Source organism: Streptomyces sp. NPDC001204, assembly GCF_053598035.1.
In genome coordinates this window covers 205,745-229,360 of sequence record NZ_JBSFJL010000008.1, presented here as the reverse complement: position 1 = coordinate 229,360, position 23,616 = coordinate 205,745, and the positions used below count along the sequence as shown (strand labels likewise).

Annotated in this window: 25 protein-coding genes and 1 pseudogene; 19 read left to right on the top strand and 7 right to left on the bottom strand. The window is 71.0% G+C overall.

Annotated features, from left to right (window positions below):
* Nucleotides 1-106: 106 nt before the first annotated feature.
* The 4 genes and pseudogenes from ACWC91_RS14445 to ACWC91_RS14430 form a co-directional block, all read right to left on the bottom strand.
* Nucleotides 107-664, bottom strand: a complete 558-nt coding sequence (locus tag ACWC91_RS14445) for a TetR/AcrR family transcriptional regulator (RefSeq protein WP_376501857.1) — start codon at nt 662-664, stop codon at nt 107-109.
* A 75-nt stretch (nt 665-739) separates the two neighbouring features.
* Nucleotides 740-1,582 carry an RNA polymerase sigma factor WhiG gene (gene whiG / locus ACWC91_RS14440; protein ID WP_225079362.1) on the bottom strand — a complete coding sequence of 281 codons (843 nt, stop codon included), beginning with the start codon at nt 1,580-1,582 and terminating at the stop codon, nt 740-742.
* Between the two features lie 263 nt (nt 1,583-1,845).
* Entirely contained in the window at nt 1,846-3,006 is a 1,161-nt protein-coding gene (gene dprA, locus ACWC91_RS14435) for a DNA-processing protein DprA (RefSeq protein WP_225079363.1), read from the bottom strand.
* Nucleotides 3,003-4,403: pseudogene (locus tag ACWC91_RS14430) on the bottom strand (YifB family Mg chelatase-like AAA ATPase); the annotation flags it as partial. The pseudogene ACWC91_RS14430 and the gene dprA, both read right to left, overlap by 4 nt.
* 83 nt (nt 4,404-4,486) lie before the next feature.
* Between ACWC91_RS14430 and ACWC91_RS14425 the strand changes: the two are divergent.
* The 13 genes from ACWC91_RS14425 (at nt 4,487) to ACWC91_RS14365 (ending at nt 12,652) form a co-directional block, all read left to right on the top strand.
* Entirely contained in the window at nt 4,487-4,972 is a 486-nt protein-coding gene (locus ACWC91_RS14425; RefSeq protein ID WP_450642442.1) for a hypothetical protein, read from the top strand.
* A 14-nt stretch (nt 4,973-4,986) separates the two neighbouring features.
* A complete protein-coding gene (locus tag ACWC91_RS14420; protein WP_450642444.1) occupies nt 4,987-5,460 on the top strand; it encodes a hypothetical protein in 474 nt (157 codons plus the stop codon).
* Nucleotides 5,457-6,020, top strand: coding sequence for a hypothetical protein (locus ACWC91_RS14415; protein WP_450642445.1), 564 nt, complete (start codon nt 5,457-5,459; stop codon nt 6,018-6,020). The genes ACWC91_RS14420 and ACWC91_RS14415 overlap by 4 nt, the downstream gene beginning before the upstream one ends.
* Nucleotides 6,017-6,379 (top strand): DUF6907 domain-containing protein, encoded by a 363-nt coding sequence (locus ACWC91_RS14410; protein ID WP_450642446.1) that lies wholly within the window; start codon nt 6,017-6,019, stop codon nt 6,377-6,379. The genes ACWC91_RS14415 and ACWC91_RS14410 overlap by 4 nt, the downstream gene beginning before the upstream one ends.
* Complete coding sequence (locus ACWC91_RS14405; protein WP_450642448.1) at nt 6,379-6,675, top strand: HNH endonuclease; 297 nt, start codon at nt 6,379-6,381, stop codon at nt 6,673-6,675. The genes ACWC91_RS14410 and ACWC91_RS14405 overlap by 1 nt, the downstream gene beginning before the upstream one ends.
* Nucleotides 6,672-6,926, top strand: a complete 255-nt coding sequence (locus ACWC91_RS14400) for a hypothetical protein (RefSeq protein WP_450642450.1) — start codon at nt 6,672-6,674, stop codon at nt 6,924-6,926. The genes ACWC91_RS14405 and ACWC91_RS14400 overlap by 4 nt, the downstream gene beginning before the upstream one ends.
* Nucleotides 6,923-8,302 carry a hypothetical protein gene (locus ACWC91_RS14395; protein ID WP_450642451.1) on the top strand — a complete coding sequence of 460 codons (1,380 nt, stop codon included), beginning with the start codon at nt 6,923-6,925 and terminating at the stop codon, nt 8,300-8,302. Before ACWC91_RS14400 ends, ACWC91_RS14395 begins: the two co-directional genes overlap by 4 nt.
* The gene (locus tag ACWC91_RS14390; RefSeq protein WP_450642453.1) at nt 8,299-8,478 is read left to right on the top strand and encodes a hypothetical protein; all 180 of its coding nucleotides are present in this window, start codon (nt 8,299-8,301) and stop codon (nt 8,476-8,478) included. The genes ACWC91_RS14395 and ACWC91_RS14390 overlap by 4 nt, the downstream gene beginning before the upstream one ends.
* Nucleotides 8,475-8,972: a hypothetical protein gene (locus ACWC91_RS14385; RefSeq protein WP_450642454.1), complete on the top strand. Its 498-nt coding sequence runs from the start codon at nt 8,475-8,477 to the stop codon at nt 8,970-8,972. Before ACWC91_RS14390 ends, ACWC91_RS14385 begins: the two co-directional genes overlap by 4 nt.
* Nucleotides 8,969-9,274: a hypothetical protein gene (locus ACWC91_RS14380; protein WP_450642455.1), complete on the top strand. Its 306-nt coding sequence runs from the start codon at nt 8,969-8,971 to the stop codon at nt 9,272-9,274. Before ACWC91_RS14385 ends, ACWC91_RS14380 begins: the two co-directional genes overlap by 4 nt.
* A 2-nt stretch (nt 9,275-9,276) precedes the next feature.
* On the top strand, nt 9,277-9,462 hold the full coding sequence (locus ACWC91_RS14375) for a DUF6257 family protein (protein ID WP_450642456.1): 186 nt from the start codon (nt 9,277-9,279) through the stop codon (nt 9,460-9,462).
* 75 nt (nt 9,463-9,537) lie between these two features.
* Nucleotides 9,538-11,676: an FtsK/SpoIIIE domain-containing protein gene (locus ACWC91_RS14370; RefSeq protein ID WP_450642457.1), complete on the top strand. Its 2,139-nt coding sequence runs from the start codon at nt 9,538-9,540 to the stop codon at nt 11,674-11,676.
* A gap of 280 nt (nt 11,677-11,956) precedes the next feature.
* Complete coding sequence (locus ACWC91_RS14365) at nt 11,957-12,652, top strand: DUF4190 domain-containing protein (RefSeq protein WP_450642458.1); 696 nt, start codon at nt 11,957-11,959, stop codon at nt 12,650-12,652.
* A gap of 173 nt (nt 12,653-12,825) precedes the next feature.
* Here ACWC91_RS14365 and ACWC91_RS14360 read toward each other — a convergent pair whose 3' ends face one another.
* Nucleotides 12,826-13,149, bottom strand: a complete 324-nt coding sequence (locus ACWC91_RS14360; protein ID WP_450642460.1) for a hypothetical protein — start codon at nt 13,147-13,149, stop codon at nt 12,826-12,828.
* A 539-nt stretch (nt 13,150-13,688) separates the two neighbouring features.
* Here ACWC91_RS14360 and ACWC91_RS14355 point away from each other — a divergent pair.
* Nucleotides 13,689-13,880 carry a hypothetical protein gene (locus tag ACWC91_RS14355; protein ID WP_450642461.1) on the top strand — a complete coding sequence of 64 codons (192 nt, stop codon included), beginning with the start codon at nt 13,689-13,691 and terminating at the stop codon, nt 13,878-13,880.
* Nucleotides 13,881-14,016: 136 nt separating this feature from the next.
* On the opposite strand, the gene ACWC91_RS14350 is transcribed toward ACWC91_RS14355, so the two are convergent.
* Nucleotides 14,017-14,283 carry a GntR family transcriptional regulator gene (locus ACWC91_RS14350; RefSeq protein ID WP_450642462.1) on the bottom strand — a complete coding sequence of 89 codons (267 nt, stop codon included), beginning with the start codon at nt 14,281-14,283 and terminating at the stop codon, nt 14,017-14,019.
* A 155-nt stretch (nt 14,284-14,438) separates the two neighbouring features.
* On the opposite strand from ACWC91_RS14350, the gene ACWC91_RS14345 reads away from it, so the two are divergent.
* Both ACWC91_RS14345 and ACWC91_RS14340 read left to right on the top strand, forming a co-directional pair.
* Nucleotides 14,439-14,828: a hypothetical protein gene (locus ACWC91_RS14345; protein WP_450642463.1), complete on the top strand. Its 390-nt coding sequence runs from the start codon at nt 14,439-14,441 to the stop codon at nt 14,826-14,828.
* Entirely contained in the window at nt 14,825-15,016 is a 192-nt protein-coding gene (locus ACWC91_RS14340; RefSeq protein ID WP_450642464.1) for a hypothetical protein, read from the top strand. The genes ACWC91_RS14345 and ACWC91_RS14340 overlap by 4 nt, the downstream gene beginning before the upstream one ends.
* A 193-nt stretch (nt 15,017-15,209) precedes the next feature.
* Here the strand turns inward: ACWC91_RS14340 and ACWC91_RS14335 are convergent, their stop codons facing one another.
* Complete coding sequence (locus ACWC91_RS14335) at nt 15,210-21,173, bottom strand: peptidoglycan DD-metalloendopeptidase family protein (protein WP_450641773.1); 5,964 nt, start codon at nt 21,171-21,173, stop codon at nt 15,210-15,212.
* A 166-nt stretch (nt 21,174-21,339) separates the two neighbouring features.
* Between ACWC91_RS14335 and ACWC91_RS14330 the strand changes: the two genes are divergently transcribed.
* The 3 genes from ACWC91_RS14330 to ACWC91_RS14320 are packed head-to-tail and all read left to right on the top strand — an operon-like array spanning nt 21,340 to nt 23,277.
* On the top strand, nt 21,340-21,597 hold the full coding sequence (locus tag ACWC91_RS14330; protein ID WP_450641775.1) for a helix-turn-helix domain-containing protein: 258 nt from the start codon (nt 21,340-21,342) through the stop codon (nt 21,595-21,597).
* A gap of 17 nt (nt 21,598-21,614) precedes the next feature.
* The gene (locus ACWC91_RS14325; protein WP_450641776.1) at nt 21,615-23,120 is read left to right on the top strand and encodes a hypothetical protein; all 1,506 of its coding nucleotides are present in this window, start codon (nt 21,615-21,617) and stop codon (nt 23,118-23,120) included.
* A 16-nt stretch (nt 23,121-23,136) separates the two neighbouring features.
* Complete coding sequence (locus tag ACWC91_RS14320) at nt 23,137-23,277, top strand: hypothetical protein (protein ID WP_450641777.1); 141 nt, start codon at nt 23,137-23,139, stop codon at nt 23,275-23,277.
* The last annotated feature ends 339 nt before the right edge of the window (nt 23,278-23,616 follow it).

Here is a 23,616-nt window from a genome sequence, read left to right as displayed (position 1 = left end):
ACCTCCCGGCCCCAACCGTGGGACGGGTCGTCTCCCGCCCCCCGGCGCGAGGCCGGCGCCCTCCTGCGATCCCGGTCCGGTCCCTGCCCCCCGGCCTCCGCCGGCGTCAGCCGCAGACGCCGCGCAGTGCCATTCCCATCGCGGCTTCGGCGATGACCGCCGGATCCTCAGCGGCACCCAGTTCGATCCGCCGCACCGCCGCGTCCACCACGCCCTGAAGCAGTATCGCCGCCAGCCGCGGCTGCTCGTGCCCCAGCTCTCCCAGCGCCTCCACGATCATGGCGACGAGCCCGCCGTGAGCCGCGCGGATCTTCTCCCGGGCGCCGGCGTCCAGCTCACTCGCCGAGATCGCCACGACGGCTCGGTGCCGCCGGTCCCCGACCAGCTCCAGTTGCTTGCGCACATACGCCTCGACCTTGGCCGCAGGCCCGTCGGCGCAGGCCATCGCGGCCTCGACCTCCGCGGCCCATACAGGGAAGTCGACCTCGCACAGCTCCTCGACCACGGCCGCCCGCGACCGGAAATACTCGTACACCGACGACCGCGCGAGCCCCGTCCGCTCGGCCAGGGCCGGGAAGGTCAGCGCCTCCGTCCCGCCCTCGGACAGCAGGGTCCGCGCCGCGTCCAGCAGGGCGGCTCGCTGCATCGACCGGTGCTCGGCCACGGAGGCCGCTCGAATCCTTGGCACGTCGACCACTTTACGGACGCGCCACCCGGACCGGGAGGGACTCCACCCGGGTCAGCGCCCGAAGCTCGCCAGCTTCGCGCGCAGCTGGAGCACCGATTTGGTGTGGATCTGACTGACCCGGCTCTCGGTCACACCGAGCACATTGCCGATCTCGGCGAGCGTGAGGCCCTCGTAGTAGTAGAGCATCACGACCGTCTTCTCCCGCTCGGGCAGCGTGTTGATCGCCCGGGCCAGGAACGTGCGCAGCTCCCGGTCCTCGGCCACCTCCACCGGGTTGTCGGCGGCGGTGTCCTCCAGCGTGTCCATCAGGCTCAGCCGGTCCCCGCCATCACCGCCGACGTGCAGCAGCTCCTCCAGCGCCACCACGTTGGCCAGCGACAACTGGCTGAAAACAGCGTGCAGTTCGTCGACCGCGACGCCCATCTCGGCGGCCACTTCGACCTCCGACGGCGTCCGCCGCAGCCGGGCCTCCAGGGTCGCGTACGCCCGCTCCACGTTCCGCGCCTTCTGCCGGACCGAGCGGGGGATCCAGTCCAGCGCCCGCAGCTCGTCGATCATCGCGCCCCGGATCCGGGTGATCGCGTAGGTCTCGAACTTGATCTCCCGCTCGATGTCGAACTTCTCGATCGCGTCGATGAGCCCGAAGACCCCGGAGGAGACGAAATCGGCCTGCTCCACGTTGGGCGGCAGGCCGACGCTCACTCGTCCCGCCACGTACTTCACCAGCGGCGAGTAGTGCAGGATCAGCTGCTCCCGCAGCCGCTCGTCCCCCGTCGCCTTGTACGACCGCCACAGCTCCTCGAGCGTCGAAGGAGCGGGCGGCCGCACGCTGCCACCGTCACGGGCGGCTTGGGGGATCGCCGCCCGGTCGGGCCCGGAGGTGTGCTGGGACATTCGTCGCCTTGTGTCGTTCTGCCCTGGAATGCAGGCACCTGAGTGAGTTGTCGGTCTGAAGTCGCTTCTGTGGTCGGAACCACGTGAGCGTAGCGTGACTGATGTGTCGCAGTGCGCGAACGGCGGGGCGTGAAGCGTGCGCAGATTCGTTCCGCGATGCGCCCCGCCGGGTCACGCACGTCACCCTCGGTGACCGCGACAGCGTTCAACTGCGGGAATCCCCACCGGCGTCGGGCCTCCCCCGGACGGCCGAGCACTCTCGGTCAGCACCGCTCGCGGCCCTCCCGGGCCGAGATCAGCGCCTGGCGTGTCAACTTCCATCCCTCGCCATGTCGTTCGACGTACCCCAGTGACTGGAGTTCGTACAGTTTCGCGATCGCGTCGTCCTCGGTCGTCCGGGCGTCGCGGGCGATCTCGTCCGGCGTCGCCGCGCCGCGTGCCGGCAACGCGGCCAGAACCTGCCGGGCGTCCGGTTCCAGCAGGTCGCGCGGGAGTACGGGACCGCGCCGGTCCGGGGCGAGTTCACCCATGTCGCCGACCAGTTCGACGACTTCCGCGGCGTCGCCGACCAGCACCGCCCCGCCGCGCAGGAGCTCGTGGACACCGGCGGAGAGCGCGCTGGTGGCCGGGCCGGGCACCCCCATGGTGTGCCGTCCCAGCCGCTGCGCCGCCCGCGCGGTGACCAGCGATCCGCTGCGGTGGGCGGCCTCGACCACCACGGTGCCCCGGGTGAGCGCCGCGATCACTCGGTTGCGGACGATGAACCGGCTCGGCGTGGGGTGGTCACCGGGCGGCAGTTCGCCGACCACCAGGCCCTGCTGGGCGATCCTGGTGATCAACTCGGTGTGCCCGCGTGGATAGGGCCGGTCGACGCCGCAGGCCAGGACGGCGACGGTGGCTCCGCCCGCGGCGAGGGCGCCGCGGTGGGCGGCGCCGTCGACTCCGTAGGCGCCGCCGGAGACCACCACCCAGCCGCGCTCGGCGAGGCCGGAGGCGAGGGCCGCGGCCATGTGGGCGCCGTACTGGGTGCAGGCCCGGGCGCCGACGACCGCCACCGAGCGCAGCACCCATATCCGCAGGCTGGGCCGGCCGCGCACCCACAGTCCGGTGGGCCGCGCGTCGCCGAGGTCGTCGAGCTGCGCGGGCCACTCGGTGTCCCCGGGGCGTACGAACCGCACACCGGCCTCCCCGGCCGCGGCGAGGTCCCGTTCGGGCTCGGCCCGCGCCGCCCGGGCGCACAGGCCCGCCCACCGCTTGCCGGAAACCCCGGCGAGCCGAGGAGAGCCGTCCAGCAGCCGCCGCGCCACCTCCACCGCCCCGAGCTCCCGCAGCCATCGCCCGCCGGCCTCGTCCCCGGGCTCGATGACGCGGCTGAGGAGGACCCGGGCGAGCAGCTCGCGGTCGGGGGCCCGGGTGGCGTTCACGCCGGCGCCCCGATGGCCATGGGCACGCCTCGTGGCACTCCGGTGCGCAGTTGCAGCGCCAGGGCGACGTCCGACTCGTCGGGCCGGTCGTGGCCGGCGAGGTCCGCGACCGTCCAGGCGACCCGCAGCACCCGGTCCAGTCCGCGCGCGGTGAGGACGCCCCGCTCCAGGCCGCGCTCGGCCTCGTCCATCGCGCCGGCCACCGTGTGCCAGCGGCTGCGCAGCTCGCGGCCGGGCACCTCGCTGTTGGTCCGCCAGGGTGTGCCCGCGAGCCGGGCGGACGCGCGTTCCCTGGCGGCCCGCACCCGGTCGGCCACCGCCGCCGTGGCCTCGCCCCGGGCGTCGCGCCGGGTGAGTTCGGAGCGGGTGACCGGGTCCACCTCCACCCGCAGGTCGACCCGGTCGAGCAGCGGCCCGGACAGCCTGGCCTGGTAGCGGCGGACCATCGAGGGCGGGCACTCGCACAGGGTGTCCCGCAGCGAGAACCGGCCGCAGGGGCACGGGTTGGCCGCGAGCACCATCAGGAACTTCGCCGGGAACCGCACCACCCCGGCGCTACGGGCGATCACCACGTGGCCCGCCTCCAGCGGCTGGCGCAGGGCGTCGAGCGCGTGGCTGCTGAACTCCGGGGTCTCGTCCAGGAAGAGCACGCCCCGATGGGCGAGCGACACCGCCCCCGGCCTGGCGACGCCCGGGCCGCCGCCGACGAGGGCCTGCATGGTGGCCGAGTGGTGCGGGGCGCAGTAGGGGGCGAGGTCGATCAGCGGTCTGCCCGGCGGCAGGAGTCCGGCCACCGAGTGGATCGCCGTGACCTCCAGGGACTCCTCCCGGGCGAGACGGGGCAGCAGGGCGGGCAGCCGCTCGGCGAGCATGGTCTTGCCCGCGCCCGGCGGCCCTTCGAGGAACAGGTGGTGCGCCCCGGCCGCGGCGACCTCCACCGCCGTGCGGGCCGACACCTGGCCGACGACGTCGGCGAGGTCGTGCCCCTGGTCCTGCTGGGCGGCGCCCACGCTGTGCATTCCGGCGGCCGCGCCCGTGCCGGGCAGGCGCAGGCCGGCCAGCAGCGGGTCCGGTCGTCCCTGCTCGTCCGGTTCCTCCTCGGGCACCGGCTCGTCGGTCAGCACCGCGATGAGCTGGCGCAGACTGCGGACACCGAGGACGGAGACGCCGGGCACCAGCGAGGCCTCGGCGGCGGCGCACTCGGGCACGACCACCTGCTCGTACCCGGCGTCTGCGGCGGCCAGCACCGCCGGCAGGATGCCCCTGACCGGACGCACCCGCCCGTCCAGGCCGAGCTCCCCGATCATCACGATGTCGGCGAGCACGCGGGGATCGATCCGTTCGGCGGCGCCGAGCACCGCGCAGGCCACGGCCAGGTCGATTCCTGAACTGAGACGCTTCTTATGTAAGCGGCCCCCGGCGGTGTTGGAGCACCGACCGAGGGCCTGACGGATCAACCTGACGCAACAGGAGACCCGCTGTGGTTCAGCTTCTCACGTCTTTCCGGACCGCCCGTACCGTTCGCGGCCTGATCGGGACCCTCATCGAGACGGCCGCCGACGCCGTCCGCTCCATCGCCCCCACCGCGCCCGCCGAGGAGCCCGCGGTCGTCGAGGCCCCGGACCCGGCCGGCCTGTACGAGCCCGACGAGATCCCCGCCACCGAGACGATCGAGGCCGCCGCCGCCGAGTACGAGCGCGCCGCCGACCAGGCCCGCCGCGCCGACCGCGGCAAGCGCGCCGCGAAGAAGATCCTCGACCGCCTCCCCGCCGGCATCTACGGCACCTTCCGGATCTTCCGCACCCCGTCGTCCCGGACGACCCCCGACCTCGCCGAGATCACCCGCCTGTTCAAGGCCCACGGCCTGGGCCCCGTGCCGATGAAGCCGTGCGCTCCCTCGCTGAAGGTCGAGCGCGTCGCCGACCAGTCCGCCGCCCCGGCCGTCTCCGCGGCCCTCGCCGCCTGATCGGAGCGCACGCCATGACGAACCGCACCCGCGCCCGCGTTCCCGCCGTCGCCCTCGGCACGGCCGGCCACCTCCCCTACACCGTGCGCACCGCCCAGCCGCCGACCGAGCAGGCCGCCACCGACCGCGCCACCCACCAGGCCGCCGCCGTCTACGTCGCCGCCCAGATCCACGCCGAAGCCACCAAGAACCCCAACCCGGCCGCCACCCTCAACAACATCGCCGACGCCCTGCCCCAGGTCATGCCCCAGGTCTTCACCACCATGGGCACCGCCCCCGGCCTCGCCGAGACGCTGCTCCCCGACGTCACCGACCGGGTATCGGCGTACGTCGTGGTGGAGCACGCCCGCGCCGAGGCCGGCCACGACTACGGCCACGTCTTCGAGCTGCTGACGGACGCGCTGAACCGAGGCGCCAACCCGGCCGCCATCCGCACCCAGGTCCCCGACGTCCTCCAGCACATCCACACCGTCAAGGCCAGCGCGTGAACGCCCGTAAGGCCGAGCAGGCGCCCACCCCCGCGGTGGGCGCCGTGGCCGCCGCCAACGAGATCCGCTCCGACTCGTCCGAGCTCTCCGCCGCCGTCAAGGTCGCCCGGGACATGCTCGCCGCGTACGCGGACGTGGACCACGGCGACCTGTTCGCCCTGAACCAGGCGCACGGCGCGATCCGGGAGTCCCTGCGGATCCTGCTCCGCGCCGTCGACACCGACGAGAAGGGGTACACGCTGACGGGTACCCCCGGCGGTGACCAGCGCTGCCCGGCCGCCCACCCGGAGGACCCGACGCCGTGCCGCGGCCCGGTCGTCGTCACCGTGCTGGACGCGCAGAACGCGGGCGCAGACGGCTGTGAACACCACGGTGCCCGCCTGCTCGCCTCCCTGGCCAGCGGCCGGGTCTACCCGCTGCCCGACGCCCCGGAGGGCGCGGCCATCCGCGTCTTCAAGGCCGCCGACACCATCCGCCCGTTCTGCTGGCTCGACGATCCGCGCACCACCCCGTCCCAGCTCAGCCACGCCGAGAACCGCGCCCGGGGTGAAGGCCAGTGAGCACCGAGCCCCGCACCGCCACCGTCGAGGTCCTCGTCGTCAAGGCCCTGGAGGTCGACGAGCCCGAGTGGTGCGTCGGCCACGGGGAGGACGAGGCCCACTTCAAGGCCGACGTCCTCCACTGCGGCCCGGACATCACCCTCAGCCACGACGGCCGCGAGGTCAGCGTCGCCAGCCTCGTACAGGCCCCGTACTCCCAGGAGTCCAGCACCCTGCCGGGCGTCTCCCTGAGCCTGCTCGGACAGACCCTCGACCCGGCCGGCGTCCGGGAGTTCGCGGACGCCCTCACCGCCCACGCGCAGCAGCTGCGCGACCTGGCCGACGAGCTGGCCGCACTCCTCGCACGGGGTGGTCAGTGATGGGACACCACCGCAACGGACACATGCGCGGCGCCCAGGGCCGCCGCAAGCGCATCCGGATCGCCGCCGAGCAGAACGGCCGCTGCTTCTACTGCCGCGCCCCATTCACCGACCCCGCCACCGAAGCCACCTTCGACCACTACCTGCCGTACACCCTCTGGCCGACGAACCAGCGCTTCAACCTGGTCGTCGCCTGCGGACCCTGCAACCTCCGCAAGGGCGACGCGCTGCCGGTCGGACTGCTGCTGATGCTGTGGCCGCTGCTGGACCGATCACGGCTGGAGGTAGCCGCGTGAGCATCCGTGACCGCGCCCGCGACGCCCTCTACGGCGCCATGAACACCAGCGACGGCACGCCCGCCTCAGGCCGCCGCGCCACTCAGACCGCGTCCGTCCTCGCGCAGGCGGCATCGAACCACGGGCACACCGCGACGGCCGCCACCGTCGCCGCCCTGGGCGCTGCCGCAGTGGCCGCCGAGGGCGCCCTGACCAACTACATCTACCCGCCCGGCGAATACGCCGAGTTCCGAGAGGACAAGAAGCGGTGAGCACCCTCACCACATGGGCACAGACCCACATCATCCCCGCCGGCATCGCTGCCGCGCTGCTGCTGACCGCCACCGTGTGGGCGGCCCGTGCGGGCCGTAAGGCCGCGGCCCGTCCCCCGGCCGCCGTGCTGGTCGCCTCCCTCGCTGCGATGGCCTGCACCGCCTACAGCGCAGACACCAGTTGGCGGTTCGCCGAGCACCGGCTCGACATGGCCGGCACCGCCGAGCGCGTCGGCATGTTCGCCGCGGCCGAACTCGCCCTCTTCGCGACCGCGCTGATGGCCCGGCAGAACCTCAACTCGCAGGGCGCGCCCGGCACCCCCGGCATGCTCGTGTGGCTGATCACCGGAGTGCAGGTGATCCCCGCCTACTCCGAGTCCGGCATCGTCGGCGGCACCGTCCGCGCCGTCGTCGGCCCGATCCTCGCCGCCCTGCTGTGGCACCTGGCCATGGGGATCGAGCTGCGGCACGGACAGCCCGACAGGCTGTCGGGCAGTCTGCCCGCCCTGCTCGCCCGCGAGTTGCGGGAGCGGCTGCTGTCCCGCCTCGGGCTGGCCACCCGCGACCGGACCGCCGAGCAGATCACCCGCGACCGGGCCACCGTGAAGGCCGTCGCCCTGGCCGCCAAGCTCGCCGACATGAAGCCGGGAGAGCGCGGCCGTGCCCGGGTCGCCCGTCGCCTGTCCGTGGCCGTGGGCAAGGCGCAGGCCGGTGCGAGCGAGGAGCAGCGGCACAAGCTGCTCGACCTGCTCGCCGCCCGCCGCCACGCCGCCTCCCTCGCCACCATCGAACTGACCTCCCCGTGGAAGGCCAGTGAGATCACGGTGGAGCGGGTCGCCGACGAACGGCCCGAGCTTCCGCCCGCCCCCCGTCCAGAGGTGGTGCCCGCGGGCGTGCGGCTGCTGCCGATCGTGTCACCGGTCACCGCCCGGCCGCGCCCCGAGGTCGTACCCGCCGATGCCCGCCTGCTGCCGATCGTGGCCCGGCCCGAGCCGGTCACCGAGGAGCCTGTGCGGAAGTACGCACTCGACCACTTCGCCGAGCGGTACGTGCCCGTCGATCAGCTCCAGAAGCTGGTCACCCCGGAGATCACCACGGTGACCCCGTGGGCGGACAAGAGCCCGTACCAGACGACCACCGGGCATCTCCCGGGGGTGGCCAACACAGTGCCCGCTGAGGCCGGGCGGCAGGTGGTCACCGAGCAGATCATCCGCACCCCATCCGACCTGCGCCGGGAAGCCCGCAGGATCAACCGGGAGGCGGTCAGGTCAACGAACCGGCCGGTGACCATCAAGACGCTTCAGGACGAGCTCAGCCTGTCGCGTCGAGAAGCGACCGACCTGCGCCGCGACATCGTCGGAGGTGAGCGGTCATGAAGTGGCTGATCCTCGGCGCCCTGATCGGGGCGCTGCTGACCATCCCCCAGGCCCTTCCGCTGATCCCCGCAGTGGTCCTTGCAGTGGTCACCGCGCTGGCGTCGACGCCCCTGTTCGTGGCGTTCGTCCTCGGTGCCGTAGCCCGTCCCATTCTCACTCGGAGGTTCTCGGCATGATCGCCATCGTTCGCACCCGGACCCTGCGTGCTCTGCGCGCCGGCATCGCCGACGCCGAGACCGCCGCCGAGGCGGCCCGCGCCGAGACAGAGCAGCACCGGCAGGAAGCCGAGACCGCCACCGACTCCGCGATCCGGGCGGAGACCGCCCTCGAGGACCTGCGCACCCGCACCGCTACCAGCGTCGGCCGTACCGAGGGCGAGCTGGAGACGCTGCGCGCGCAGGTCTTCCTCGACACCGAAGACCGGGCCGCCCTGCGCATGCTGCTCCGCACGACCCGGAAGACGGCCGTGCCGCAGCGCGTGTTCGTGGTGCTCAAGCGCGGCGAGCTCCACAGCGTCCACGGCACCCGAGAAGCCGCCGAGAAGGCCGCCGAGCGCGATGGAGCGCACCCCGACGGCTGGTTCACCCAGGGCGGGCCCGGCACCCACTGCCCCGCCTCGGAGGTGCAGTGGTGCATCCAGCCGATGCCGCTGGCAGGGGATGCCCGATGAGCAACCTGGAGAAGGCATCCCGGGACGCGGTCGAGGCCGCCGACAACTCGGAGATGGTGCGGCAGATCGCCGCGATCCTCGCCGCGCAGCAACTCCTCGCGCAGCAGCAGACCCCGCCGACCCCCGCGGCGCGGCCCGAATTCAGCGCCACGAAGTGGCTGGTGATCGGCGGCGTGGTCGTCTCGGTCGGCCTGGCCGCGTCCCTGTTCGCCGTCGCCATCGCCATCGGTGCCGTCTGCGCCACCGCCTGCTTGCTCATCCTCCGCGGCCTCTGGGCCGACTTCCAGCGAAAGGGCCGCTGACCATGGCCGACGACCTCAAGCCCAGCGACTTCACCCTCGGCGAGAAGGCCCGCATCACCGGGCTGGTCGCCCGCATGGCCAAGCGTGGCCTCGCCGACGACGGAAGCGACCGCGTGGACACCAGCGACCTGAAGCGCCGCATCGAGCGCATCGAGGACCAGGCCCGGCGCCGCAAGCAGCAGCAGTAGCTACCCCCGGGGACGGCGCACCACGACCAGGCAGGGCCGTCCCCGGGTCCCTACCCGAAGGCAGGAAGCCCCAGCATGACCGTCACCCTGATCAAACCGCCAGAGGACGCGCTCCAGGACGGCCAGGACGCCCCCGCGTCCAAGGCGTCCCCGACCCGTCCCGAACGCCGCCGCGCCCGCTATCGCCGCATCGCCCAAGCTGCCCTCGCCGACGAACGCGTCCGCACCGCAGGACGCCTCACCGTCCGCCACGCGTCCTACGTCGCCGGCGGCACCCGCGTCGTCGCCCGCCGCGCCTGGGACGGCCGCACCACCGCCCGCTACGAGCGGATGATCCGCGCCGCAGAAGCCGCCGGACTCCTCGACGAGGTCAAGGAGTGGGAGGCCCGCGGCAACCAGTTCCGGGCCGCCCGGCACAAGCGGCGCATGGACCTCTTGCAGCTCGCCCTCAACGCGCCCAAGGCCGTTGCCTCCGGCGCCGTCGCCGGCGGCGGCGTCCTGCTCATGCTCGGCATCCTGCTCGCTTGGGCGAACCACGACGTCCGAGACGTCCTCACCCCGATCGAAACCGTCGTCGACCTGGTCCGGGCCGTCGCGTTCATCGCCGGGATCGTCTGGGGCCCGTTCCTCGCCGCCGCCCCCTGGATCGGCCTCGCCGCCGTCTGGGCCGTCGGCCGCCACCGCCACGCCGCCCCCCAGTGGGCGTTGCCCGTCAGCGCCCGCACCTTCGGCGACACCATCACCCCGTCCATCGTCGTCGTCGCCTTCCGCGACCTGGGCATTTCCGCCCTGCGCAAGGCCATCGAGAACATGGGCGACGTCGGCGCCGCCATGCTTTCCGGCATCAAGATCGCCGGTTGCGGCGTCGAGGTCGACGTCACCCTGCCCTCGGGCGTCTCCACCGAGGAGATCCAGGCCAAGCGGCGCAAGCTCGCCGAGAACCTCAACCGGCACGAGCACGAGGTGTTCATCACCATCCCGCCCGCCCCGCGCACCGTCCGCCTGTGGATCGCCGACTCCGGCGCCCTCGACGAGCCCATCGGCCCGTCCCCGCTGATGCTCGACGAGGACGCGACCGCGGACTACTACACCGGCTCCGCACCCTGGGGACAGAACCTGCGCGGAGACGCCGCCGGCGTCTCCGTCAAGCAGCGCCACATCCTGCTCACCGGCCTGTCCAACCAGGGCAAGACCGCCGCCCTACGCGCGCTCGCCCTGTGGCTGGCCCTGGACGAGACCGTCGCCTTCTACATCGCCGACCTCAAGGGCGTCGGCGACTGGCGGCCCTTCGACGGCCTGGCCGAGGTCCTCATCCAGGGACCCACCGACGAACACGTCGCCCAGACCGTGGACATGGTCGAGTGGGGCGTCGACGAGATGCAGAAGCGCATTGCCCTGCTGGAACAGTCCGGCGCCACCGACGGCGTCACCCGCGAGATGGCTCGCACCGACGAGCGCTTCCGGCCCATCGTCCTCATCGTCGACGAAGCCCAGGTCGCCTACGGCTGCGGCGCCAAGGGCCCCGACGGGCGCCCCTACGGCGGCAGCAAGGCCACCAGCCGCTACTTCCAGGCCGTCAAGCGCATCCACGACCAGGGCCGCGCCGTCAACGTCACCATCTGGGAAGGCACCCAGGACCCCACCGACGAGAACCTGCCCAAGCGGTCCCGCGAGGGCAACCACATCCGCGGCTCCCTCGTCCTGGGCACCGAGTCCCAGGCCAAGATGGCCCTCGGCGAAGCCCCCGTCGACGCCGGCGCCGCCCCGCACAAGCTGCGCCGCGGCCTCGACAAGGGCACGCTCGTCGTCGCAGGCGAGGGCATCGACATGGAGCCCGGCCAGGCCTCCGTCACCGTCCGCACGCACTTCATCAGCGGCGAGGACGCCGTGACGCTCACCGACCGGGCCAAGGCCCGCCGCGCGGACGTCGCCACCGTGCACAAGCTGGAGATAGTGCAGCCGGTCGACCACCTCGCCGACCTGGCCGCAGTCGTCAGCACCACCGAGAAGCGTGTGCGCACCTCCGAGGTCCTGCACCGCCTGAAGGCCCGCAACCACGCCGTCTACGAGCACTGGACCGGCGGCCGGCTGAAGGCACTGCTGGCCGAGTACGGCGAGGAGCCCGGCACCTACGACGGCTACCCCGTCGTGCGCCGGGAAAGCGTCGAGCGCGCTCTGGAGCGGCGCGCGGAGGAGCTCGCCGAGGCTCAGTGACCCGCCAGTGGGCAGTGACTTTCCACTACCGGCCTCACTAGATCACCTCACTGGTGTGATCAGGGGAAACGGTGATCTAGTGAGGCAGTGAGGCCGCTTCCAGGGACCTTCAAGTGCCCCCGGAAACGGCCTCTCTGACGCCCACCGCAAGCTCACTCACTGACAGCCCCCGATGGAGCGGTTCATCACGATCAGGTTAATAACACCGGATCGGCGCAACCACACAGCTCCTTCACTAGTCACACACCCGCAAGTCACAAAGCAAGCCCCAGGGGGGACCATGAACCAGCAGCAGCACCCGCAGCCCCAGCAGTCCGGCTACGGCGAGCCGCAGCAGCCCGGCAGCAACGGCCTGGCCACCACCGCACTCGTCCTCGGCATCATCGCCGTCGTAGTCAGCTTCGTCCCCGTCCTCAACGTTGTCGTCTGGCCGCTCGCGATCCTTGGCATCATCTTCGGCGCCATCGGTCTGTCCAAGGCGGGCAAGGTCAGCAAGGGCAAGGGCGCTGGCATCACCGGCCTCGTCACGTCGGCCGTAGCGATCGTGATGTTCTTCGCCATGAACGCCCTGTTCTTCTCCGCTGTCGACAAGGTCAGTGCGGAGGTGGACAAGTCGTATGACTCCGCCACCGTCGGCGACGGTAAGTCCAAGACCGGCGGCGCCAAGGAGTCCGAGGTCATGAAGGACTTCAAGGTCACTAAGTGCGACGTGGTCACCGGCGACTTCGACATCAAGGAGATGGCCATCCACGTCGACTACGCCAACAACGGCGACCGCCGATACTCGTACTTCGTTGAGGGCGAGGTCCTGGTCGACGGCAAGAAGGTCGACGACTTCATGTCAACCGCCGAGAACCTCGCCCCGGGCCAGAAGTTCACCGACAAGAACGCTGGTGCGCTGGTGAACGCGGACGAGATCAAGGACGCCAAGAAGCTTGAGTGCAAAGCCATCAAGGCGTCCCGAACCGACTTCTGATCGCTGACGTCGAGCGACGCTGCCCACCACCCCCAGCCCCCGCCGCGCACCACGCAGCGGCGGGGCACGGGGTCACGCCCGGCATGGACGCCGGTTCGACTCCGGCCCCGCACCACAGACATCCCGAGGCCCCGCCCACCAGCGGGGCCTTCGTCATCCTCGGAGGCTGCCACTCAGCCCAGCTTGAGCTCGACGAGGACATCGCCCCCGCGAGCCTCCTCCGCCGGCACCGGCTTCTTCCCCGAGTGTTCGACCTCCACCTGGTAGAACTTCTCGCCCTCGGGCACGCCGTCGGCGGCGAAGGGGAACGCGCAGTCCGTGCTACCGGGCACGCCCTCCTGGAGCTCGCCCGTTGCGAGCACCTTCCCGTCGGCGCTGTACACCGTCACGGTGGCGCCTTCCTGAATGTCCGCGTACAGGCCGCCACGGCGCGGCATGCACTGGCCCCCCTGATTCAACTTCTGCATCGCTTCCGCCAGGGGGAGCACCAGCTTCACGGTGCCCTTCATAGTGAAGGCCTCCACCGGCTTGGACGCCGCCGGCGCCTTCCCTGCCCTGTCCCCCGACAGGCCCCAAGCCAGGCCCACAGCCCCGGCACCCACCACCAGCCCCGCCACCCCGGCAGCCGCCGCCACCCACCAGACACGGCGACGGGATGCACGCGGAGACACAGCAGGATCGGACGGCACAGCGGACGGCTCGCTCACAGACTCTTCACCCATGCCCGGCAGCATCCCAGCCCCCGCAGGCACAGCACCTCGCCCGTACCCGGATCGTGACAACACCGGAGGTTCCATGGCTCGCGGTCGATCTCTCACGATCTGCAGCGTCCCAGGCCGCCCCGAGTACACCCGCGGCGGCCCGTGCCCCGACCACCGCCGGGAGGCTGACCACCGGCGACGAACATGCGAGAGCGGTGTGAACGATGAGTCAAACCCGTCGATCGAGCGGGTCGGCGATGCCTTAGCCGTGGCACGTATCTGATCATGATCAGCAACCTCCGTGCCAGCATCAGGCGCGTTCCGGTCGTCGCCGCGTGACCCGCGAGGAACGTCGCGCCATCCTCGGCGACGAGACCATCACCCACATCCACGAACTCGTCGCGGCGGCCCCGGAGCCGACCGACGAACTCGTCGAAGAACTCCGCCGGATCATGACCAACCCCGCGGGCGAGATCCCGGCGCCCCGGCCGGCGGAAGACGTTCGGCCCGCGGCGAAGGCTGTCTGACCCCATCTACGCCGAACGCCCGCCCGACTTCCCGGCCCGGACGGCTGCACCACGCCGCCGGAAGCCGCTGAGCACACGCAAGGCCCTCGTCTCGGCTCTCCGAGGCGGGGGCCGTTCTGCATCTCAGGGGTACGCGCTACTCCGTACCCTCCGGCGTGTCGGGGAGGGCAACGACGAACACGCCCTTGCCCTGTACGCCCTGCACCAGGCCCTCATCGGCGAGCACCTCGAGCGCGCTCTTGATCGTGCGCCGCGACACCACGCCGCCCGTCTCTGCTTCAAGTTCAGCCTGCGACGGCAGCCGCCGGCCCATCGGGATCTCTCCGCTCCGGATCCGGTCGCGCAGCACGTTGGCCAGCTGCACGTACAGCGGCGTCATGGCGTCCCGGTCCAGTTCGATCATGCTGTGACCGTAAGAGCACCACCCGTGTGGGCATAGATCTGCCTAGGCCGTCCGAGGACGTACCAAGACGTACCAAGTAGGCGTACAGTCCGGAGGCACAAGTAACCCCCGCGGCCTGGCAGGGCCCGGGGGTTGGCCGACTGCGAGGAGTCGACATGACGAACCGTACAGTCCCCACCCCGCCCGCGGCAGAGGCCTTACTGGAGGTCCCGGCCGCCGCCCTGGAACTGCTCAACCTGCCCACGCTCGATGCCCTGCGCGACGGCCAGGTACGCGGCCGGCACTGCCTGTGGTGCCGCCGTGGCCCGCTCACCTCCGAGACCGCGATCGACCTCGGTGAGCAGATGAGCCCGCTCTCCAGCGACGCCGATAGCTCCAGGATGCGCTGGTATCCGCGCGCCTGCCGCCCCTGCATCCGCACGCGCGCCTACCGGGCGCTCCTGGACCACGTGCATCCCGGCCCGTGCCCGGAGTGCGAGGACAGCGCGCCCGGCTGCGAGATCGGCCGCGCCCTCAACCGGCTCATCAAGGAGGGGCGCCGGTGAGCAGGCAGAAGACCCAGGACGAAGCAGCAGCACTCGCCGCCAGCCATGCAGCGGGGTACTGCGGGGTGCCGCGCCCCAGCGGGGGCGGCCGCTGCACCCGACGCCCGGGCCACGGCGACGAGCACGTGGACTACTACAACGGCCGCCGATCCATCACGGATACCGCGGGCTACCGCTGGTCCCAGTGAACTCCCGGACCCGGCCGGATGGCAGGCCGGGCACGGGCAGGGCCCCGGTCGGGACATCCGGCCGGAGCCCGGCAGAGGCCCCCAGGCGTTCCTCAGGCGCCTGGGGGCCTCCGCGTGCCCGCGCCTCCCGGCGGGGGCTCTGTGGGCGCGGCTGGCCGCCCCATGCCTAGCGCCCGGCCAGCCTGCCCAGGCTTCAGCCCCCCACCACCACCGTTCGGTGCAGCATGTCGTCGATGGCGAGCGCGTCGAGGACGCTCTTACGGGAGGCGACTTCGCGGGTGGTCGCGTGGTAGTTGAGGACGCGGTCGCTGTTGTTGATCGTCTGCTGCTGCTGGATCCGGGCCGCGGTGGCGGCGGCCGTGCGACGGACCGCCCCGGCCATGCGGACGGCGGCGGCCTGCGCGTCGGGGACGGTCCGCTCGACGCCGCGCGCGAACCCGAGGCCGGTGAAGCGGCCGAGCGCGGCGAGCACCTGCGACGGGCTCTTGATCTTCAGTTCGACCTTGATGGTCTTCTGGATGCTCTTTGCGATCTTCGCCATCTGCGCCTCGATGGCCTTTTGCGTCGAGGCGAGACCCGTCAGGTACCCCTTGCCGGAGTTGACGCCGGCGTCGTACATGGCGTCGGCGGCGTCCTTGCCGTACTGCGAGGCTGCCTTGTCGATGGACGCCTGGGTGGTGTTGATCTGCTTGAGCATCTCGGGCGTGGCGTCGACGAGGGCCTGGGCGTAGGCGGCGCCCTGCTCGGGTCCGGCGGAGATGAGCTGCTGCAGCAGCGTCTTCGACAGGCCCCGCTTGGCGAGCGTCGTGAGGTTGGCGCCGAACTTCTTCAGCTGGCCGAGGCGGACGTTCAATCCTGCGAGGATGCCGGACGCGTCGAACGTCAGCCCGCTGTTCGGCAGGCTGGTCATGGCCGTGTACTGGACCGCCTGCCCGGTAGCGTCGGCTGCCAACTGGTTGGCGGCGGCGATCTTCGCGGCGATGTCGTCGCGCTGCTTCGCGAGGGCCTTGAGCTGAGCGGTGCTCGCGCTGATCTTCGCGAGCAGCTTGTCGTCGATCGTCGTCTTGACGCCCTTGAACGCGTTGCGGATCGCCGTAGCGACCCTCGTCATCGCCGCGTCAATCGCCGAGGCGGTCCCGGCGAGCTGCTTGAGGAAGTCCCCACCCACCGAGGCGGCGAGGGGGCCGGTGTCGATGCGCTTGCCGCCGACGGTGATGGTCCCGCCCTTGGCGTACCCGCGCGGGAGGCCACGGTTGACGTGCACGCCGACCACGCCGCCGCGCGCGTACCCGCCGGGCCGGTTGTAGGCCCTGCTCAGGCTGCCGTACTGGGCGAGCGCGTACTTCATCGAGGCGTAAATGTTCGCGAGCGGGTCGACGGACACGCCGTACATGAACGGGCCAGTCTTCTTGTACTTCCCGGCGTAGGCCTCGAACGTGCCGCGGATGACCTGCATGAGGCCCACGGACGGGTGGCCGGCCTTGGCGTTGGAGTCCCAGAGGTTGACGGCGCGCGGGTTGCCGCCGCTCTCCTGGTTCATCCTCCGTAGCGTGGTGTTGACGAGGCCGAGCGACTGGTGGACCTGGCCGAGGGCCTGCTCGACGACGCCCCGCCAGCGTTGCACGCCGGTGCCGCCGTCGCCGGTGGGCCCGGTCAGGTACGGCATCGGGTCCACCGGGCGGCCGTTGACGCGGGCTTCGAGGTGGAGGTGCGGGCCGGTGACGTTGCCGGTCGCGCCCACGCTGCCGACCCTGCCGCCCTGCTTGATGGTCTCGCCCGCCTTGGCGACCATCGCGGACATGTGCGCGTACAGGGAGGCGAGCCCGCCGCCGTGCTGGACGAGGATGTGCTTGCCGTAGGGCCCGCCCGACGTGGCCGACTCGACGGTGCCGGCGTCGACAGCCACGATCTTCGTACCGGTGGGTGCGGGGAAGTCCAGGCCGGTGTGGTGGCCCGACGACCACATGCGGCCGGCGACTCCAAAGCGCGTGCCGAACGCCGCGTTGACCGGCTTGATCCACGATCCGGTGCCCTCGGGCGGGGTGTCCTTGCCGCGGATGAAGTCGATGGCCTTGTCGATGAGGTGGATGGGTGCACCGGCGACCATGCCGGGCCAGGTGCTCGTGTTGGTGCCGAGGGCTTTCTTGATGCCGGACTTGACGGGCTTGAAGGCCTTGGAGGCGAGTTCGCCGAGTTCGCCGCGGACGACGTTGGCGCCCTTGAAGACGCTGGCGACGGTGTTGACGATGCCGTCGCCGATCGATCCGAAGATGCCGCCTTCGGAGAAGCCGCGGAACCTGCTGAGGGATTGTCCGGCCATGGCTGCCTGGTTGACGGCGTGGAGCCGGGCGCGCTCGTAGGGGTCGCGCATGGCTTCGGAGACGTACACGCCTTCGCCGCGCCGCATGGGGACGAGCTGGTCGTCGCCGTCGCGCCACGTGGACCAACCGGGGAGGACGCCACCGCGGGCGAAGCCCTTGGGCATCGGCATTTCCTTCAGCGGATCGACGCCCGGGATCCTCGCCGCCGTGTGGTTCCAGACCGGGACGATGCCGTTGTTGTAGACGACGTCGATCCAGAACTTGATCGGTGCCTTCACCAGGCCCTTGATGCCGTCCCAAATCTTGCCGACACCGTCGCGGATGGTGCCGAACATCTCCTTGAGCTTGTCGCCCCAGTCGCTCACGCCGTCGGTGACGAGCTTGCGCGCAGCGGATGCGATGGCCTTGATGCCGCCCCAGAAGTCGTCCCACACCTTTGTGGCGCCGTCCTTGAGGTCGTTGAACTTCCCGACCACCGCATCCTTGATGTCGCGGGCGATCTCCTTGCCACGCTTCAGCAGGCGCAGGAACCAACCCACGGTGCCGTTGACAATGTCCGGGATGATGCTGTGCCCGAGGAGGACGTCGTACACCCATTGGAACGCGGCGGCGATCTTCTCCGTCACCCACTTCACCGCGTCGACGGCGGGCTTCATCTTCTCCTTGAGCCAACCGAGGAAGTCGATCAGCTTCTGCATCGCCGGAACGACGATCTTCATGATCACCCAGGTGGCGAACTGGGTGAGCAGCAGGATCAACTGGGTGAGCGGGCCGACAAGCGGCAGCAGCGCGGGCAGCAGCTGCGTCATGAGCTGCGCCCCGAACATCATCAACTGCGGCAGCAGGGGTGTGACGGCGAGCAGGATCTCCGTAATACTCTTCGCGAGTTGGATCACGACGGGGATGAGCTCCGGGATGACCGGCATGAGCTGCTGGAGGATCGCCAGGAACTGATCGGCGAACGCCATCGCGATCTCGACGAGAACCCCGGCCAGCGCCTCGATCACGGGCCGCAGGGTGACGCCCAGCAGATTGGCGATGATCTCCACGACCGGCGCGAGCTTCTGGAAGATCTTGCCGACGGTTTGGATCAGCGGCACCAGCGCCGGCAGCAACGCCGCGACCAGATCCCCGACCACCGGGAGCAGCGGGGAGATCGCAAGGACCAGGTCACCGATCGCCTGCGCCGCCGCCACCAGCACCGGACCGAGGGCCTTGGCTACGGGGGCGAGCGCCGCGCCCAGATCCTTGATGACCTGAGTGATGACCGGGCCGAGCAGCTTCGTGATCTCGATAACCGACGGGGACAGCTGCGCGAGGATCGGCAGCAGCGCCTGGATCGTCTGCCCCAACGCCCCAGCCAGCAGCCCGGCGACCGCATTGAGCGCCTTAAAGATCTCGGTGAGCGCCTTCTGGATTTCCGGGCTGTCGATGACCTTGTGGATCTGCTTCAACGCCGCACCGATGACGCCGAAGAAGTCCCCACCCGCAGCGCTCGCGGCCTTGAGGATGCCGGAGATGATGCCGCCCAAGTCGGCAAGGACCCGCCCGAACTTCACCGCAACGTCCAACGCGGTGCTGATGGCCTCCTCGAGCCGGCCGGACTTGAAGCCTTTCTCGAGCTTGCCCATGAGCTTGTCCATGGTTTCGGCGAGCCCGCCGGTCATGCGGTCGAACGCGGGCCGCGCGGCGACGCTGAGCTGTCCGAACGCGGTGACCATCTGGCCGGGGATGCGGCTGAGGTTGGAGAAGGACTGCTTGATCCCGTCGAAGACCTGCTTGAGCGTCCCGGCCTTCTCCAGGTTCGCCACCGCGTCGAGGGCGTTCTTGCCGGTCAGGTTGAGCTGGCCGGCGATCCCCATCAGCCCGGACCGGACCGTCGGCAGCACCTGCCCGCCCACCGCCTGGAGACGCGCCCCCAGCCCGGCGAACAGGCTGTCCTGCACGTCGAGGCGCATCGCACCCCACGCCGGGGCCATCTCCTGCAAGGTGCGCACAAAGCCGCGCGCGTTCGGGCTGAGCTTGGCCATCGCCTCGTCGAGCTTCGACGTCTGCTCGGCCGCGTTCTTCTGCGCCTCCGCGAGGTTCTTTGCCGCGTCAGCGACGGCACGGTGGGCGTCGGCGAGGGCGCGTTCCTGGTTGGCGACCTGCTCGTTCGCCTGCCGGATCCGCTCCTTCGCCTTGACCACGATGTCGGAGCCTTCGACGCCGGCCTTGTTCGCCGCCGCCGTGTCGGTGGTGAGCCGCTTCTGCTGCCGGGACTGCTCTTCGACGTTGGCGCGCGCCTTCTGCAGGGCGAGGTCGGCCTGCTGGATCTGCAGCTGGGTGGCTGTCGGATCCGACCGGACTTTCTCCAGGTCGAGTTCGGCTTGCTGTACGTCGAGCGCAGCCTGCTTCTCGTCCAAGCGGCCCTTGCGGAGGGCGGCGTTCATGTCTTCGATGTCGCGGACGGCCTGCCTGCGTGCGATGGACAGTTCGTCCTGCGCGCGGCGGGCGTCGCGTTGCGCGTTGGTGAGGGCGCGTTCGGCGTCCGAGACGCCGCGGTGGGCGTTGGCGAGCTGACGCTGGGCGGTCTCGACTTGCTTGACGGAGGCGGCGGCCTGCTTGGCGCTGTCGTCGCTGCCGTCGAACGCGGCCTTGATCGCATCGCCGACGCCGACTGTGCCCAGCTTCAGTGCGGCGAACCCGCCGACGAGTACGCCGAGCGCGGGCGCTGCGGTCGCGGCGAGCGGCCCGAGCTGGGCAAGCGCGGCGCTGAAGGAGGCGACGGCAGGCAGCGCGGACAGGATCGCCCCAGTGATCAACGTGACCTTGTTGGTGAGCAGGCCGAGGCCGAGGCTGCTGCCGCTACCGCTGTCGCCGATGCCGGCCAGGTCGGACGTCAAGGCGTTGGCGCCGCGGGAGCGGAGGCGAACGTTGACGGTGCGGTCACGCGTGAGGGTGGCGAGGGTTCTGGCTGCACCGGCGGTGTCGACGCGGGCTTGGATGGTCATCTGCCTGCGCCGGGTGAGGTTGGCGAGGCTGTCTGCGCCGACTCTGGTGTCGACGTCGACGTCGATGCGGACTTTGCGGCGTTGGGTGAGGTTCTTGATCTCTTGCGCGCCGACCCTGGTATCGACCGAGGCGCGGATGTTGACGACGCGGTCCCGGCACAGCCGGTCCAGTTGCCGCTCCGCCTGCCTGTACGCGGCCTGCTGGACCTTCGGGAGGACGTCGACAGTGCGCTGCCCGAGGATGCTGCGCAGCTTCGCTTGGGCGGCCCGGTCGTCGACGTCGACCCGGGCCTTCACCGTGCGGTCGCGGGTGAGCCGGTCCAGGCTGGTACGCGCGCCCCGGTCGTCGAGAGTGACGCCGACCTTGACGGTGCGGTCGGCGCTGAGCCGGGTGAGCGCGGTCTTCGCGGCCCGGTCGTCGACCTTCGCTTCGATCTTGGCGGTGCGCGTCTTGACGAGCTTGTCCAGCTGGCTCTTGGTGCCCGCCGTGTCGAGGTCGACCCGGACCTTTACGGTGCGGTCGCGGGTGAGCTTGTCGAGGGTGGTCCGGGCCGCCTTGTCGTCGACCTGGGCGGTGACCTTGACCGTGCGGGGCTTCGTCAGCTTGTCGAGCTTCGTCTTCGCGGGCGCGGTGTCGAGGTCGATACCGACCTTGATGACCGGCCGCATCCTCCTTGTGGCCTCGCGGACCCTGCGGCTGATGGTGTCGGCGATGACATCGCCGGCCTTCTCCGCGGCAGGGCGCACGACCTTGGGCAACTCGACCTTGAGGGTCGGGCCGACCTGCGACACGTCCGGGGTGATCGACACCCGGGTCCTGCCGACAACCGTCGCTTCCGCCATGCCGCGCTCCTGTAGGTCGAGTACGGCGCCCGGTTCCAGACCGGCCCGAGGGGAGAACCGGGCACCTAGCACACGATTCTAATCCCTAGGGACTGTTTGACCTAAGATTCGTTGGCGAGAGAGGTGATCTGCCATGAATTCGAAGATGCTTGTGCGGGTGCGTCGGATGCCTCCACCGGAGCTCGGGCCGCTGCTGCGGGACGCCCGCCTGCGCGCCGGACTCAGCCAGACCGAGACGGCCCGGCTCGCCGGGGTCCAGCAGCCCCTCGTCTCGAAGCTGGAGGCGGCGCAGCGCTGCCCGTCGCTGGCGGTCGCCGAAGCCCTCGCCGACACCCTGCGGCTCACACTCCCGGAATGCCGCCAGCTGTACGCCGCCGCTGTCGACGACGCCGGCCGCTCCCACCCCGACCGCGCCAGCGCATAACCCCGTCAGGAGAGCCCATGAGCTTCCCGCCCGGCCTGCCCACCACGCGGGTCACCTATCGCGCCACCAGCCCCGCAGGCGGCGCCCCCGTCTCCGGGACAGTGCGGTTCAGCCCCACCGTGCAGCGCATCACCGTCCCCGGATACCCGCAGGTCTTCACCGGCTCCGGCAACTACTCCTTCAACTCCGACGGAGACCTCGTCGACAGCACCGGCGCCGTCGGCGTCCAGCTGCTGCCCAACGACCTGCCCGGCATGAACCCGCAAGGGTGGCTGTGGCGCGTAGCCGAACAGATCAACGGCGGCCCCTGGCGGACCTTCACCATCATGCTCTCCGCGGACCAGCCAGAGGCCGACCTCTCCGCCATTCAGCCCCTGGGCCCCGAGACACCCAACTACGTGGCCGTCCCCGGCCCGCGCGGCGCCGCAGGACCGCCCGGAGAGCCTGGCCCGCAGGGTGAGCCGGGAGACCCGGCCCCCAACCTGGTGCAGTCCGTCAACGGCCAGCAGGGCGCCGTCGAACTGCAAGCCGCGGACACCGGGGCCCTATCGGATACGGGCGGCACGGTGACGGGCGCCCTGGTCGTCGACCGGCACGGCGCGCCCGCCGGCCACCCGCTCGGGCAGGCCGGGTCAGCCGAGGCCCTGTCGATCCTGTCCAGCTTCGCGGGCGGCGAGGACGACGGGCAGCTCGGTCAGTTCGACTCGACCGGCCGCCTGAACCTGTACTCCTACCAGCGCGCCCATGTCGGCTCGTACGGCGAGACGATCCGGCACTTCGCGATGCGCAAAGACTCCAAGCAGATGGAGGCCTGGTACTTCCCGTCCGGCGGCTACCACGCCAACCGTGAGCCGGTCGGCACGTTCAAGCCGGTCGTGTGGGCCGGCGCGCACTGGGAGGCCAACAACCACGCCTCGAACCACAAGCACTGGTCGGTGGAGACCCCGTCGAGCACGGGCAGCATCGAGACCCGGTTCGAGGTCCGGTTCGGCAACCCGAACGTGGACAACGCTATCGCCGGCCTCGACAAGACCCTGATCGCCACGAACCTCGCCGACTTCGTGGTGCGCTGCACCAACAATCAGGAGATGCGGCTGACCAGTCCGAACGGGCAGGAGAAGCGGCTTGTCTTCTCCCGTGACCCGGAGGGCGACCCGCAGTGGCGGCGCTGGGTGATCCGCTCGACCTCGGAGTCGGAGACCGGTAGCAACGTCGGATCGAACTTCCAGGTCGGCCGCTACGACGACGCGGGCACCCTGCTGGACACGCCGTTCGTCATCAGCCGGTCGACCGGCAACGTGACCTTGGGCCCGGGCTTGGTCGCCCGCCGCTCGTCAGCGACCGTGTCCAGCCTGTCTCTGAACACGACCAGCCTCGGCGGCGGTGTCGGAGTCATCGCCATCGGCAACGCGGCCACCGTGCCGACGGGTACGCCCATCGACGGCGGCGTGCTCTTCGCCGAGGGTGGCGCACTGAAGTGGAGGGGGCCCAGTGGCAACACTGTCACCATCGCAGCAGCCTGACCCGGAGTCGGATCCGTTGGCTGAGGCGCGGCGGCTGGTCGCCGAGGACGAGCAGCAGCGTATGCAGGCCTGCGCCGCCGAGGTCGAGCAGGTGCTCGCCAAGTACGGGATGCGGCTGGACGTCACACCGGCGCAGATCACTCTCGTACCGAGCTGACAGGCGGCGGCACCTGTGCTCCCGGCCGGCCGCACCGCAGCATGGCGAAAGGGTACTCACCAGCGAGGACCCTTTCCGACTTACTTCCTTCGGGGAAGTCAGTGGGCTGGCCGGGAACTCCCCGCATAGGCCCACGGTGCGGCTGTATGGGCGCAGGAACGGCGAACGGCCCGCCACGCCGGAAATCCGGCAGGCGGGCCGCTCTCGTGCCCACAGAGAGGCGTACCATCGCATCCCTCATGCGGTTAGGGGGTACCCCCACCCGCCTTGCAAGGCAGGCCAGTTATCCACATCTGCGGATTGTCGGTGCCCCCTCATACCCTTTCGTAGCAGGACCAA